Below are 13,984 nucleotides of genomic sequence, written 5' to 3'. Positions count from 1 at the left end.
CAGCAAAGCTTATGCATTTAGATATTTCTGACCAATTTATTGATAGTTTTTCAATAGCGATTCATCTGCCCAACACACTTTCTGTGCTGGAAAATAGTGCTGAGGCCATTGTTTCCGTGTGTCGTGAGCAGGGTGGTTATACTGAACTCCAGCTCAATCATTTGCAGATGGGATTGATCGAAATGCTGATCAATGCCTCTGAACATGGAAATCTTGAGATTGACGGGGATCTCAAAGAAAAAATGCTGGAAGAAGACACCTACTGGGAGTTTTTTGAAGATAGATCGAAACAAACTCCGTATGAAAGCCGGATCATTCAAGTTGAACTCAAATTTTCCAGGCGGGAGATACGTGTTTGTATCACCGATGAAGGTCCCGGATTCAAACCTCAACTGGTGAAACAGGACCTCGTGTCCAACGCACTGGCTATTTCCAGACGCGGTATTGTTCTCACAAAAAAGCAGTTTGTCAATGAATTGATCTATAATGAAAAAGGCAATCAGGTGACGTTGGTTGTCCATGCTGAAGCAAAGGCCGCAAACCAATGACCGCAATCCTTAAAATCAAACGCCACTCTCCGGAGTTGGCCCTACCAGCCAAAGCCCATTCAACAGATGCCGGAATTGATATTGTCGCCGTAGGTGTTGAACCTCGTCGCGATCGTGTGTTCTTTTTCAATACAGGAATTTCAGTGGAAATTTCGGAAGGGTATTACATTGAGGTTGTGCCAAGGTCCAGTATCACCAAAACAGATTTTATCATGGCCAACAGTGTGGGGGTGATTGATCCCGATTATCGTGGAATCATCATGGTTCCTTTACGTTATGTGGGTACTGGTGATCCAGTCCAGGCGGCGCAAAAGCTAATCAATACCCGGATTGCGCAATTGTTGGTGAGGAAGCTTGAACCTTGTATGATTGAAGATGTCACAGATCTGTCATCGACGGCAAGGAATGACGGAGGCTTTGGCAGTACGGGTGCCTGATTATAAAGTTTTGGTTTGTTCTCCATGCACGTCCACCTGGACTTTTCCTGTTTCAGTATCAAGCGTCACACGCCTTCCGGTTTTCCCTCCCAGATCTTCAGCGATGATTTTGATTCCATGTCTGGCCAATATGTCATAAACCGCTTTAATGTTAAGCTTTGAGACATTCAATTCAGGACTGAAATGATCAAACATTTCACCTCCTCCAGCCACTTTCGCACCTTTCAACCGGTATGCCTGAGCGCCTGACTGCTCCATGAGTTGGATTAAATGCGGCACTGCGGTGTCAGCGTATTTTCCGGGAGTATCCGTTTTTCCATCCGAATATCCCAGCATAATATGAGCCATGCCACCAATACGGGTCTTTTTGTCATAAAGCATGATGGCGATACATGATCCCACCACAGTAGAAAGCAGATCCCCATTTTGAGCGGTATCCACACCTGCGATCGCGACTCGAACAACTTTGGGCATAATCTTCTTATTTCTTTACCGCGACAGAAGCGTCAATCCGGTGCATTCCAGGTAAATCAGGAATAATTTCTGATTCTCCGAGAAAAAGATAACCACCTGGCTTGAGAGCTTCTATCAAATTTTGAAAAACCGTCTGCTTGCTCTGATTGTCAAAATAGATCAGAACATTACGACAAAAAATAACATCCATTTTGGCCTTGTTGAAACGATGCTGGAGATTGTGCTGTCCCAGTAGCAACATTTCACGTAAAGCAGGAATCACCTGATAGAGTTGTGGTTTGATCTGGATAAAATACTTATGCAACACATCTTCCCGTGCCAGTCGTAGAAGATGAGTGTCATACACACCTTCATCAGCTTTTTTCAGGATTTTAAGATCAATATCGCTGGCCCACACATTCACACTACGCTTTTCAAAATCCGGCAGACGCTCGTGAGCGACGATCGCCAGTGAATAAGGTTCAGAGCCATTGGAGCAGGCGGCACTCCAGATATTGATCAGTTCTGATTTGATATTGGGGAAAATTTGTTGTCCCAGCATGTGAAAATGTTTGGGACATCGAAAAAAATAGGTTTCATTGGTGGTGACTGCTTCGATGAATTCCTGTGTTTCAGCTTTGTGGGCCAGTAAATACTGATAATATTCCCGAAAGCTTCGCAGTCCAAGCTCTCTCAATCTGCGTCCAAGCCTGTTTTGAAGCAGTGCGTGTTTTTGGTTAGAGATTATAATACCCAGTTCTTTGTAGGCTATTTCAGCAAATTGCTCCAGTTCCTGGTTGGTCAGTTGAGGTACCATGTTATTTTTTGAACGTCCCTTATAAAATTATGCCTGCTGTAAATAATTCGGTGATGAAATCCTGTGGCCCGCCACGATGTCATCACCATGAAAACGGGGATCCAGGAGTGCGCCGATGGATTCCGTGTCAAGCACGGAATGACAGAGTGCGATGGCTTGAATCGGTTGCCGTCATCAGAAAATTTACAGCAACAAATTATGGGTTACCAGTTGAGATATTCATCTCCTGAATTTTTGGAGAAGGTGAGCTTGTGCTGTGTTTCAGCGGTTGTTTCAGATTTTTCAGAATTACGATCATCGTCAGTGGCAGACTCCCGATCAAAATGATGGGCATGGGAGGTTTCTTCCGAAACACCCCGGATGATTTCCTGAAGACTGTTCTTCATACTCAAGGCTGAAGCCGCAAGCTGTTCTGCCGCTGAAGCGTTTTGTTCGACTTTGCTGGAAATTTCCTCGATGCTGTTTTTGATAGTATTGGAGGTGGCCGCCTGTTCCTCTGTAGCCGCAGAAATCTGTTCCACCATTTCCGCTGTTTTTCTGACATGCTCAACAATCAGCTCCAGCATGTTCCCAACCTTGTTTGACAATTGAGTGCCTTCCTGGATGCGGCCATTGCTTTCCCGAATCAACAGGGTGATTTCTTTGGTTGCTCTGGCACTGCGTTCTGCGAGTTTACGAACTTCATCCGCCACTACCGCAAATCCTTTGCCATGTTCGCCAGCCCTTGCGGCTTCGATGGCGGCATTCAACGCTAGTAAATTGGTTTGTTCCGCAATGTCTGAGATCACATCAATGATTTCCGTGATTTTTTCGGAAGATTCGTTGATCCGTGCCATTGCCTGAAGTGACTGCTTGACAGCCTCACCACCCAGGGTTGCCTGTTCAGCGGATTCATTGGCGTCATTGGAAACGTCACTGGCATTGCGAGCCACGTCATGAATGGAGGATATCAGTTCTTCCACAGAAGCCACCACTTCTTCCACAGAAGCGCTCTGGACCTGAGATCCTGAAGACAGATGCTGGGTTGCGGTCGTCACCTGCTCTACCGTTTCATCCATGCGGGCGATCACACGGGATATGGAAATGATGACAACCCAGAACATGGCAAATCCCAGAATCGCGGAGGCGCCTGTCACGCCGCCAATCCAGAACAGTATTTTCCGCTTGGCCCATTCAATGTCATTTCCATGAACCCGGGCCAACTCAAGTGCCGCATCATGTGCTTTCGCATCATCCATTTCCACGATCAACACCCAATGCAGGTCCTTGACTTGAACAGGTGTGTAAGCGCTGATCACATCCAGACCTTCATAATTTTTATGTTTCTCAATCCCATCCTGCCCGTCCAGACCTTTACGGATAGCCCCGGATTCAATGCGGTTGGAGTCTGCGCCGCCCGACATGGAAGAATTCCGCATCTGTTGAATATGAGACCGCAAGGTAAAATCGTTGCTAACAAGATAGCTTTTACCCGTTGTTCCCAGAGAAATATCCTTGTTCACAGAGGACATTTCATCGGCCATAATTTGCACAGCCAACACCCCTTCAGGAACGCCCTGTTCGTTGTTCATAGGCAGAGCCATATATGCGGCAACGCTTTTTTCAATATTGGCAGGAATACCGGAATCAACCAGTGCCATCTGACCACCCAGTGCTTTTCGATACGCTCGACTCAGTGCCGGATTGGTCATGTCATCGGTCATGAGATTGACGGAAAAATCTTTTTGTTTATTCACTGAGTAAATGACGTGTCCCTGCTGGTCAATGAAATAAAAATCTCCATAGTTCATGTGCTGAACGAAAGATTTATACATTGGATGGAACTGCTGATGAACAGATTGGTAGACTGGGCTGGCCAGAAGTTGCAGTCCTTGTCCGGTTCCATGGAGTTCTTCAAAACTTCGCAGGAACGCCCGATAGGTGATGAGGTTCATTGGAGTTTCACGGAGAAACTCCAGGTCATGTTCCACTTCTTTGAAATAGCTCAGAATATGAGCTTTATGAAGGTCTCTCAATAATTTCAGGTGCTGCTCTGTCTGCTCGATCATTGACTGAACACCACTTTGCTGAACCATCTCCAGTGAACTGGATGCGCTGAAATAACTGACGAGGCCCAAACCGATGAACGGACCAAATCCAGCAAAAATATAAGCCCATAAAATTTTATTTTTTAGTGACATCTTCCATTTCATGATGATCCTCTGAATAAATAGGTGAATCCGGAGTTGCGTCTGTGTCATTTCGACACCAGGAGTAATCTTAAGGCCTTGAGCGTTGAAAGATCTCTCCTGACGTCGAGATGACACTAAAGGAGTACTGATATTAATGAATAAATTTCAACTCCGGACTCGCGTAATAAATTATGAATGGTTTTCCTATAGCGAAAACTGACATAGTTTGCCCAGATCCGGAATGATGATGAATTGATCATGATCATTGAATATATGTGCTATGAATTGTCTTTTCTGATCCGGGATACCATGAGGTGGTTGTTCCATCTGGTGTTTTTCAATTCTCAGGATTTCCAGCACTGCGTCAACAAGCAATCCGACAGCACGACCGGCTTCAGAAACAATGACAATGCGGGTTGTCGCGTCTATATCACCGGGATCCATCCCTAATCTTTTTCGAACATCAATCACAGTCAGAATACTGCCTCTGACGTTGATAATGCCTTTGAGGTGAGGATGACTTCGGGGCACACGCATGATGTTGACCGCCTTTAAAATTTCCTGCAATTGTATCAACGGAATCGCATAAATTTCGTTCATCAACCGGAAGCTTATCAGATCAATAAAATCTTTTTGAGTGTCATGGACGAACTCATGCTGATGTGTGGTTTTCATCTGCTTGAGCCATTCACGACGCTGAACAGCATCGGAAACCTGTTCCTTCAATTCAGTACTATCCATGAGCGGTTTGATGGCCAAGAAGTTGTTCAATATCCAAAACCTGATCAATATCGAGGTATGTGAGTAAGTGTTGGTCCTTATGTGTGATTCCCACCATGAACTCGGCACTGGAATGATTCACCCCGGGTGGTACCGAGCGAAATTCTGATAGTGAAAACGAGCACACATCATGAACTTTTCCCACAATAAAACCAAACAGATAGCCTTTGGATTCCGTGATAATGATCCTGGTTTTTTTGTAGGTGGCAGGCGGTTCCAAATGAAAACGTTTATGTAAATCTACGACAGGAATCACGTCTCCACGCAGATCAATCACACCTTCAATGATGTTTGCCGAGTCCGGCATGTGATTGATTTTCTGATAACGTGCCACACTGTTCACTTTGAACACATCAATCCCATACATTTCATCAGCAAGTTCAAATGTTACCAACTGCACCAGTTCCATGGCCTTGTCTCCCTTTTTTGAAATCGGGTAAATCAGCACCGCTCAGGTCATCAGATGATCTGAACAGAAGCTCAGCAAATCTTTTTTTGTGGTATATATGCAATATTTTTTAATTTGGAAAGCCTTGTTTGATATTATCCCATATTAATGCTAAGAGCGCATAAAGAAATAACCAGTAGAGACGGGTTTAAAACCTGTCTCTACGTTGGAAAATTCATGCGACTGACAACGATAGTCACGTTGTCAGCCTTTGGGAAATTTTTATGCGAAGCATTTTTTCTCTTGTATTTAACCAGTCAAATTGTCAGTAGTTGTAAGCAGATCATGTGGGCGTGGAACGCCGATAGCGTCTAAATTCAATTCATGGAGACTCATGGGGTACTGGTGGCCCCCCCGGGCTTCAAACCCGTGTGTGACGGGCTAAATCCCCGTTGGGTAGGTTCGATTCCTACGGGTCTCCGCCATTTATCAGTCTCTTCACAAACATACAGTGTTGATCAAATGCCCATAAAACCAGAACTCGATGTTATCATTGCCAAACTTTCTCCGGTGTGTCAGCACGCGCTGGAGTCGGCCGCAGGCTTATGTGTTGCTCAGACGCATTACCACATTGAGATTGAACATTTTTTAATGAAATTATTGGAAGTACCCACGTCTGATATCGAGTATCTGGTAAAATATTATCATCTGTCCTCAGAACGGTTGTCTGGGGATTTAGCCATGACACTTGAAAAATTCAAGCGTGGTTGCAGTCGGGTTCCGTCATTGTCGTCACAAATTATCGAAATTTTTCAGGAAGCCTGGCTGATCGCATCACTTACTTTCAAAACCCGGACCATTCGATCGAGTCATATCCTGCTTGCGTTGGTTGAAAATCGCATTTATCGCCAGATCTTGCATAATGGCGCGTCTGTGCTGTTGGATATGGAACCCGAATCTCTATTAAAAAACATGCATGAGATCACCAGAAATTCTCTGGAAAACCCTGAAATTGCTGATGGTCAGGACCAATCATTCACAGAGAATGAACAGGAAACAGGCCACTCCAGTACACCATTTCTGGATCAGTTCACCATTGATTTGACCCGGCAGGCACAGGAAGGAAAAATTGACCCGATTCATGGCCGTAGTGGAGAAATCCGTCAACTGGTGGATATTCTGACTCGAAGACGGCAGAATAATCCCATCCTCATTGGTGAGGCGGGTGTTGGCAAAACCGCGGTTGTTGAAGGGTTTGCCCTGCGCATTGTCAAGGACGATGTTCCACCACCACTCCGAAATATATCGCTCAGGATTCTTGATATTGGTTTGCTTCAGGCCGGGGCTGGCATTCAGGGCGAGTTTGAGAAACGGATGAAGTCCCTGATCGCGGAGGTCAAGAATTCGACAAAACCCATCATTCTGTTCATTGATGAAGCACATACCATTATTGGTGCCGGTGGAGCGGAAGGCGTGGGAGATGTGGCAAATCTGCTCAAACCGGCGTTGGCGCGAGGGGAGTTGAGAACCATTGGCGCGACAACCCTGAGTGAATATAAACAATACATTGAAAAAGACCCGGCCCTGGCCCGCAGATTCCAGCCAGTCAAAGTGGACGAGCCTGCTGAGGATGTCGCCATTTCCATGCTCAGAGGTATGAAATCACACCTGGAAAATTACCACAAGGTTCGGATCCTGGACGAAGCGCTACAGGATACAGTGCATTTATCACATCGCTACATCACCGGACGACATCTGCCCGATAAGGCGATCAGTGTGCTTGATACAGCCTGTGCCAGAGTCGCGATTGGACAAAATGCCACACCGGCGCAAATTGAAGATATTCAGCGGACGATGGCTGAATATGAACTCAAAAAACAAATTCTGGAAGGGGAGCAGTTTAAAGGGAAAAACCATAAAAAACCCATCAGTGAATTGGCGAAAAATCTCAATGCCCTGCAAAAAGAACTGAAACAACAAAACAATCGTTGGCAGAAGGAACTCAAACTGGTTTCCCAGATCAGCCAGTTTCATAAAGAGTTGGAAGAGACACCTGCATCCGATAAGAAAAAATATCAGAGTCTGCGTCACAAACTGGATTCTTCAGAAAAAAAACTGGTGCTTCTTCAGGGCGAAATGCCACTGGTCCCCCTGTGTGTTGACAAACAGGTTGTAGCCTCTGTAATTTCCGGATGGACGGGTATTCCCATGGGCAAAATGCTGGCTGAGGAAACACGAACGATTCTGGATTTGAAACATACAATGGCCACCCGTCTGATCGGGCAGGATCATGCGCTGGAAACGATTGTGAAACGCATTCAGACTTCACGGGCAGGACTGGATGATCCGAACAAACCGATTGGAGTGTTTCTGCTCACAGGACCCAGCGGGGTCGGCAAAACTGAAACGGCCGCCACACTGGCAGACCTCCTGTATGGTGGCGAGCAGAACATGGTGGTGATCAATATGTCCGAGTATCAGGAAGCGCATACGGTTTCCACATTGAGAGGCTCACCTCCCGGATATGTCGGTTACGGCAAAGGTGGAATCCTGACAGAAGCGGTTCGCCGAAATCCTTACAGCATTGTGTTGCTTGATGAAGTGGAAAAAGCGCATCCTGATGTTTTGGAGGTTTTTTATCAGGTTTTTGATAAAGGCTTCATGGAAGATGGTGAGGGCATTCCTATAAATTTCAGAAACACCATAATTTTTCTGACCTCCAACATCGGCAGTCAGACAATTCTCAAAGCTTGCGGTGTTGAACGTCCTGTGATTGACATCATCCAGGAAAAAATTCGTGCGGAGCTTCTCGGGAAATTCAATCCTGCTTTTCTCGGACGTCTGGTCACAGTGCCCTACTATCCTTTATCCGGCGACAATTTCCGGAATATCATTCAACTCAAACTGGCCAAGGTGAAACAACGGTTCAAAATGAATCATCAGGCCGAATTAAAATTTGATGATGAGATCATTGATTATATTCAGGCGTTCAATCAAGATATCGCCAAAGGTGCGCGTTTAATTGATGAAATCATCACTCACACCCTGTTGCCTGAGATGTCGATTCGGATCCTGGAACATCAAAATTCAAAAATTGGCTTTACAAAACTCATTATTTCTTTCAATGACAGAAAAGAATTTGTCTACAATATCCGCTAGAATATTTTATCAACCCATATTCTGCGGCCTTGATCAACTTGTTTGAAATTGATTTGCATGAATTGTTCACGGCTCATGGCATCAACGGTGATGCCCTTTCTGATGGTGTTGTTGTTTGCGCTAACACCCTGTTTTCTTTATGCCCAGAGTGCTTCACAGGCTGAAACACAGCTTGTGCCGGAACAGTCTGATGACGATCAGGGCGATATCGGCGAAATGTCTCTTGACGAAGACCAACCGCAGGAACTGAATGATGTGAGCACTCCGGAGTTCTTGCCTGAAACCACTGTGGCGGCACAGGATCTTGCTGAGGATATGCCTGAAATGGATCAGGAGATAGCTCCCGCCGAAAAAAAGCCGCCGGGATTTGCTGAAAAAATCGCGGAGACTACCTGGATAAGAGGGATTACCTGGACAATCCTGATCAGTATGGCCACCATTTTGCTCAGTCTCGCAAGTTTCAAGTGGGTCTATGAATGGCGTGAAAAAAATCAACCCGATCTGGAACTCCTATTTTCAGACAGTCAAAAACAGGTCAGACCGTCCCTGAAAGATGCCAATACCAGTGTTTTTGCTGTTCTCAGTGGAAAAGGAGGCAGTGGCAAAAGCGCTACGGCCTCTTCTATTGCCCATTTACTCGCCCGGTGCGGTTTTAAAACGCTGATTGTGGATATGGATTTTTTCACTCATGGAGCCACTTTTCTCGCGTTTTCCGGCAAGCTCCCATCAGGCACACAGGCATTGCCCGATTATTTCACGGACAATCCCCCTGAAGCCATGATTGAACCGATACTCCTGAAAAAACCTTTTACGAGGGAGAACCTTTATATTTTGCCCAGTCAGGTGAATAGAGAGACAAACCGGATCAACCTTACCATGACTTCACGTTACGAAGATTTGAAAACCTTCACAAATCGCTTGTCTGGTATTTTGTCAGAAATCAAGGAACAGCATTCTTTCGATTATGTCATCCTGGATACCAGAGGGGGAACCGATGTCAGCAATGTGGGGTCCGCGCTGGCAGCAAGTTCCTATGTCATCATCACAGAACTGGACAAGCCTTCCTGGCAGATGGCAGATCAGTTGGTGGAATCACTGCGAGATGGCAGAAAAATCGTTGGCTCAGACTCACAGTGTCTGGGATTCATTATCAATAAAAACTCTTTGCCATCGGACAAGATAGAACAGTATTTGCAACGCAGATGGGACATTCCTCACCTTTGCACCATTCCATATGACCCGGAAGTGATCCGCACATATCAGGACTCCAATGTTGTTGTTTCTGAAAATCTGGGGGCTGATTTCAGTCGGGAAGTGATACATTTTATTGAAAAACAAATCTGTTCATCCGGTTGGAATAATTATAACAATGCTCATTTTCAGGCCTTGAAGCGAGAACCGTTTTGGGTGATGTTTAAAAATCTGTTCACTTGATTTGTAATCATTTTTTAACTCTTAATCTGGAGAATTCCTTATGTCTATGCCCGGCTTCATGGAAATTGAAGGTGAAAGTCAAGGGGTCATTGAAGGCTCCTGCATTAAAAAGGATTTTGAAAAAACCATTGAACTGTATTCGTTTGAACACAATGTTGAAATTCCTCAAAATACCAGCACTGGTTTGTTCACTGGCATCAGAATCCATCGTCCCATTATTATTTATAAGGAAATTGACAGAAGCACGCCCAAGTTGTATCAAGCCCTGTGTACCTGTGAAAAGCTAAAAACCGTGACGTTCAGTTGGCATCGTTTTGTCAGAGCGGGAAGTCCGGAATTATTTTACAAGGTAGAGCTTGAAAATGCCAACATTGTGGATGTCAGACCCTGGATTCAAAACAGACGGGAACTGGTGGAACATGCTTCCTGGCATCAGGTCAAGGTTGATTCCGGCAATGGACAGGGGCAGGTTTATTCAAGATCTGAACCTTACGAAAACATGCTCCCGCATATGGAACGTGTGTCCTTTACTTATGAAAAAATAACATGGACCTGGGTGCCGGATGGTATTGAGTATGTGGACACCTGGACTTCCTCTGAATGAGATGATCTATGCGTGAAGAACGATTGATTGAGCGTCTGATCAACCAGAGTCAAGACCTGGAACCACGATTTGTCAAAAATGATGTGGAGCGTTTGAGAAGCTCTGTCTCCAATCACTTGATCCGTCTGCTCAACACCAAACAAGGCACCGTTTCAGGCGATCCGGAATATGGTCTGCCGGACTTTTCAAACCTTCCCGGAAATTTTATTTCGCCGGAAACAGAAGCGATCAAGGAAAAAATTAAAGAACTGATTGAAACCTATGAACCGCGACTGAAAGACGTGGCGGTGTCCTTTGAGGGGTCCTCAGGACAAGAAATGGCATTAAAGTTTGGCTTGTCTGCGACGATTTACCATATGGAACATATTATTCCATTTCGTATGCGTACCAGAATGCGATCTGACAGCACATTCAATATCGAAATGGTGTTATAACCTGACCACCTGGAGGAAGAATCTCTTATGTTTTTGGATTTGTATAAAGATGAATTAAAAAAATTACATGAAACCGGGGAAGCTTTTTCCAATGAACATCCGGTTCTGGCACCATTGCTCAATGGGACCTCCAATGATCCGGATGTTGAACGGTTGCTGGAAGGAACAGCATTTTTAACCGCCAATATTAATCAAAAAATCAACGATGAGTTCCCGGAAATTGTACAGTCGTTGATGCAGATCATCAATCCTCAATATCTGCGCCCTGTTCCGGCCGCAACCATCATTAAATTCACTCCGAAAAACAACTTGAGTGACACGTTGCGTATTCCTGCGGGCACCTATATTGACTCGCTTGCCGTGGGTGGCAATACCTGTCGTTTCAAAACATGCCAGGATGTGGATTTATTGCCGTTGAAAATTACCGGTTTTGAAACCGAGGAACTCAAATCAGACGGAATTACAGTTGATCAGGTGGAACTGAAAATTTCTTTTGAATTATATGGAACCACACTGGATAACTGGCAACAGAAACGACTCAGATTTTATCTGGGTGGACCCTTTGGAAATGCCTGCGATATTTATTTTCTTTTGCAGTATTTTATGAAGGGAATCAATATTGTCAATAAACAGACAGGTGCGACATCCTCGTTGGATCGCCGGCAACTAACACCTGTTGGCTTTGATCCTGCCGATGCCTTGCTACCCTATCCGTCCAATCTGTTTCCATCCTACCGGATTCTTAATGAATATTTCATGTTTCCGGAAAAGTTTTTGTTTCTTGATTTGGCGCTTGATCAATGGAGCGACAGAGGCATGGGGAATCAGTTCTGCGTTTCTTTCAAATGCGGAATTCCTCCATTTGTGATGCCTAAAATCAACAAAGATACTTTTGAGCTCTTCACAGTTCCAGCCATCAATCTGTTTGATCATGACGCGGCACCTGTGCAACTCACGCATCAGGAAAAAGAAGTCCTGCTGTCGCCCGCAGGAATGAAACCGGGAACATATCAGATTTATTCAGTGGACCAGGTATCTGGTTTGATGCGAGGAACACCGGGCAAACGACAATTCATTCCCTTCACGGATTTTCAACTTCGCCAGAATGCGCCGGTCTATCAGGTGGTGTTCCGTCCTTCAATCAGAAGCTCCGAAACGGATATCTTTTTGTCATTGGCCTATCCACCGGGTGAAACCCTGACCGATTCCGAAATCATGATGGCACGTATTTCTTGCACCAACGCTGATTTACCCGCTGGTTTACAGGCCGGAGATATTTCAAAACCGACGAGCAACACGCCTGAGTTGGCAACGTTCAAAAATCTTATTCCACCAACCCTCAGCCATGCTCCGGCATTGTATGGTAATTTACTCTGGAAATTGCTGGCCGACCTCTCTATCAATACGAACTCACTGTCAACCATAGAGAGTCTCACCGCCTTGCTGAATCACTACATTATTCAGGACAACAAGGACAAACCACGGGAAATAGCCAATCTACGCAGAGTCAACAGCATGTATGAGATGACAGTGACTCCGGAAGAACGATTGTTCAAACGGGATGTTTATCGTGGGCAGTCCATCCATATCAAAACAAGAAGTGATCAGTTTGCCAGTCTCGGCGACATGTTTCTGTTCGGCTCGATTCTGGATTATTTTTTTGCGACCTATGCCAGTTTTAATACTTACACCGCACTAACTTTTGAAGACACCGCAAAATGGGAGACAATTCAATGGCAGCCTCGTCTGGGAACACGTCCCATTCTGTAACAGACCAGTTGTTGCAAAATCCCGGAAAATTTTCTTACTATCAGGCGATTCGTCTGCTGGAAAGAGTCATCGGTGAAAAATTGGAGGATTCCGGAAAAATCAGAATCCGTCCGCAACTGTCACTGGATTTTCCTGAATCGGATATTGCGTCCATCGACCAAACGCAGGATGGTGAAGGCTTTGACCTTCAAACCACGATTCTGGGTTTGTATGGCATTTCTTCGCCATTGCCCTCATGGTACACCGAAGATCTGTTGTCCGCTGAATTGGAAGATAAAAATTTTGCCAGAGTTCTGCTGGATGTGGTGCATCAACGTTTATACACCCTGTTCTATCGTTCCTCGCAAAAATACCAACTGCTCCAGCAGGTCATTGAAGTTCAATCTCCTAAATATTCCTGGATGCTGTTTGATTTACTGGGAATTCATCAGGTTGAGCTCGAACGGTTTTTACCTGATCCGTTTCAGATGTTGCGATACATTGCCTTATATCGTCAACAACCAAGATCCGCAACAGGCCTCACAACCCTTCTGGAAGATGCCCTGAAGGGCGTCAAGGTGAACATCACCCAATGTGTCAGACGTACAGTTCCTGTGCATCCCAAACAAAAATTTGAATTGGGCATGGTCAACTGTGAATTGGGTGAAAACTCGATTGTTGGTGAACAAACAGAAGACAGCAATGGAAAAATCACGATCACCCTTGGGCCTGTGTCCTATGACAGGTTTCATCTTTTGCTCAATGGTTCCCAGGAATGCAGACTCATGATTTTCCTGATTGAGTCCTATATGACAGTTCCCCTGGATTGTGATCTGGAAGTGATCATGGCAGAAAATGAACCAAAGACAGTCATGCTGGGGGATCCCTTGCGCTCTTGTCTGGGGAAAAATACCTGGACCTTTTCAGGCGATACGTTTGGTGAATTGCGCGCGCAAATGCCATTAACTTTCGCCAAGAAAATCATTTAAGTTCTTTTTCAGGACAAACAC

Annotated in this window: 13 protein-coding genes and 1 tRNA gene; 9 read left to right on the top strand and 5 right to left on the bottom strand. The window is 45.1% G+C overall.

The window, feature by feature from the left end; all coding sequences use genetic code 11:
* Positions 1-11: 11 nt before the first annotated feature.
* Together HQM11_00865 and dut are read left to right on the top strand one after the other, a co-directional pair.
* Entirely contained in the window at positions 12-548 is a 537-nt protein-coding gene (locus HQM11_00865; GenBank protein MBF0349548.1) for an ATP-binding protein, read from the top strand.
* The gene (gene dut, locus HQM11_00860) at positions 545-985 is read left to right on the top strand and encodes a dUTP diphosphatase (protein MBF0349547.1); all 441 of its coding nucleotides are present in this window, start codon (positions 545-547) and stop codon (positions 983-985) included. Before HQM11_00865 ends, dut begins: the two co-directional genes overlap by 4 nt.
* Here dut and HQM11_00855 read toward each other — a convergent pair whose 3' ends face one another.
* The 5 genes from HQM11_00855 to HQM11_00835 form a co-directional block, all read right to left on the bottom strand.
* Entirely contained in the window at positions 986-1,459 is a 474-nt protein-coding gene (locus HQM11_00855; GenBank protein MBF0349546.1) for a chemotaxis protein CheD, read from the bottom strand. It lies immediately after the preceding gene.
* A 7-nt stretch (positions 1,460-1,466) separates the two neighbouring features.
* Entirely contained in the window at positions 1,467-2,255 is a 789-nt protein-coding gene (locus HQM11_00850; protein ID MBF0349545.1) for a protein-glutamate O-methyltransferase CheR, read from the bottom strand.
* Positions 2,256-2,458: 203 nt separating this feature from the next.
* Entirely contained in the window at positions 2,459-4,435 is a 1,977-nt protein-coding gene (locus HQM11_00845) for a methyl-accepting chemotaxis protein (protein MBF0349544.1), read from the bottom strand.
* Positions 4,436-4,630: 195 nt separating this feature from the next.
* Positions 4,631-5,167, bottom strand: a complete 537-nt coding sequence (locus HQM11_00840; protein MBF0349543.1) for a purine-binding chemotaxis protein CheW — start codon at positions 5,165-5,167, stop codon at positions 4,631-4,633.
* Positions 5,160-5,615 carry a purine-binding chemotaxis protein CheW gene (locus tag HQM11_00835; protein MBF0349542.1) on the bottom strand — a complete coding sequence of 152 codons (456 nt, stop codon included), beginning with the start codon at positions 5,613-5,615 and terminating at the stop codon, positions 5,160-5,162. The genes HQM11_00840 and HQM11_00835 overlap by 8 nt, the downstream gene beginning before the upstream one ends.
* A 365-nt stretch (positions 5,616-5,980) precedes the next feature.
* Here HQM11_00835 and HQM11_00830 point away from each other — a divergent pair.
* The 7 genes from HQM11_00830 (at position 5,981) to tssG (ending at position 13,963) form a co-directional block, all read left to right on the top strand.
* Positions 5,981-6,079: transfer RNA gene (locus HQM11_00830), tRNA-Sec, on the top strand.
* A 37-nt stretch (positions 6,080-6,116) separates the two neighbouring features.
* Positions 6,117-8,753, top strand: coding sequence for a type VI secretion system ATPase TssH (gene tssH / locus HQM11_00825; protein ID MBF0349541.1), 2,637 nt, complete (start codon positions 6,117-6,119; stop codon positions 8,751-8,753).
* Positions 8,754-8,810: 57 nt separating this feature from the next.
* Positions 8,811-10,187 carry a ParA family protein gene (locus HQM11_00820; protein MBF0349540.1) on the top strand — a complete coding sequence of 459 codons (1,377 nt, stop codon included), beginning with the start codon at positions 8,811-8,813 and terminating at the stop codon, positions 10,185-10,187.
* A gap of 40 nt (positions 10,188-10,227) precedes the next feature.
* Positions 10,228-10,791 (top strand): type VI secretion system tube protein Hcp, encoded by a 564-nt coding sequence (hcp, locus tag HQM11_00815; GenBank protein MBF0349539.1) that lies wholly within the window; start codon positions 10,228-10,230, stop codon positions 10,789-10,791.
* An 8-nt stretch (positions 10,792-10,799) separates the two neighbouring features.
* Positions 10,800-11,225 carry a type VI secretion system baseplate subunit TssE gene (tssE, locus tag HQM11_00810; GenBank protein ID MBF0349538.1) on the top strand — a complete coding sequence of 142 codons (426 nt, stop codon included), beginning with the start codon at positions 10,800-10,802 and terminating at the stop codon, positions 11,223-11,225.
* A 27-nt stretch (positions 11,226-11,252) separates the two neighbouring features.
* Positions 11,253-12,995 (top strand): type VI secretion system baseplate subunit TssF, encoded by a 1,743-nt coding sequence (tssF, locus tag HQM11_00805; GenBank protein ID MBF0349537.1) that lies wholly within the window; start codon positions 11,253-11,255, stop codon positions 12,993-12,995.
* Positions 12,959-13,963 carry a type VI secretion system baseplate subunit TssG gene (gene tssG, locus HQM11_00800; protein ID MBF0349536.1) on the top strand — a complete coding sequence of 335 codons (1,005 nt, stop codon included), beginning with the start codon at positions 12,959-12,961 and terminating at the stop codon, positions 13,961-13,963. The genes tssF and tssG overlap by 37 nt, the downstream gene beginning before the upstream one ends.
* The last annotated feature ends 21 nt before the right edge of the window (positions 13,964-13,984 follow it).

It is taken from the genome of SAR324 cluster bacterium (assembly GCA_015232315.1).
Classification (GTDB): domain Bacteria; phylum SAR324; class SAR324; order SAR324; family NAC60-12; genus JADFZZ01.
This window is presented reverse-complemented; position numbering and strand designations above follow the sequence as displayed.

What these genes read in the sequence shown, in the direction of transcription:
- HQM11_00865 (MBF0349548.1), top strand. Translation starts at nt 12, where the DNA reads ATGCATTTAGATATTTCTGACCAATTTATTGATAGTTTTTCAATAGCG.
- dut (MBF0349547.1), top strand. Translation starts at nt 545, where the DNA reads ATGACCGCAATCCTTAAAATCAAACGCCACTCTCCGGAGTTGGCCCTA.
- HQM11_00855 (MBF0349546.1), bottom strand. Translation starts at nt 1,459, where the DNA reads ATGCCCAAAGTTGTTCGAGTCGCGATCGCAGGTGTGGATACCGCTCAA.
- HQM11_00850 (MBF0349545.1), bottom strand. Translation starts at nt 2,255, where the DNA reads ATGGTACCTCAACTGACCAACCAGGAACTGGAGCAATTTGCTGAAATA.
- HQM11_00845 (MBF0349544.1), bottom strand. Translation starts at nt 4,435, where the DNA reads ATGTCACTAAAAAATAAAATTTTATGGGCTTATATTTTTGCTGGATTT.
- HQM11_00840 (MBF0349543.1), bottom strand. Translation starts at nt 5,167, where the DNA reads ATGGATAGTACTGAATTGAAGGAACAGGTTTCCGATGCTGTTCAGCGT.
- HQM11_00835 (MBF0349542.1), bottom strand. Translation starts at nt 5,615, where the DNA reads ATGGAACTGGTGCAGTTGGTAACATTTGAACTTGCTGATGAAATGTAT.
- tssH (MBF0349541.1), top strand. Translation starts at nt 6,117, where the DNA reads ATGCCCATAAAACCAGAACTCGATGTTATCATTGCCAAACTTTCTCCG.
- HQM11_00820 (MBF0349540.1), top strand. Translation starts at nt 8,811, where the DNA reads ATGAATTGTTCACGGCTCATGGCATCAACGGTGATGCCCTTTCTGATG.
- hcp (MBF0349539.1), top strand. Translation starts at nt 10,228, where the DNA reads ATGTCTATGCCCGGCTTCATGGAAATTGAAGGTGAAAGTCAAGGGGTC.
- tssE (MBF0349538.1), top strand. Translation starts at nt 10,800, where the DNA reads ATGCGTGAAGAACGATTGATTGAGCGTCTGATCAACCAGAGTCAAGAC.
- tssF (MBF0349537.1), top strand. Translation starts at nt 11,253, where the DNA reads ATGTTTTTGGATTTGTATAAAGATGAATTAAAAAAATTACATGAAACC.
- tssG (MBF0349536.1), top strand. Translation starts at nt 12,959, where the DNA reads ATGGCAGCCTCGTCTGGGAACACGTCCCATTCTGTAACAGACCAGTTG.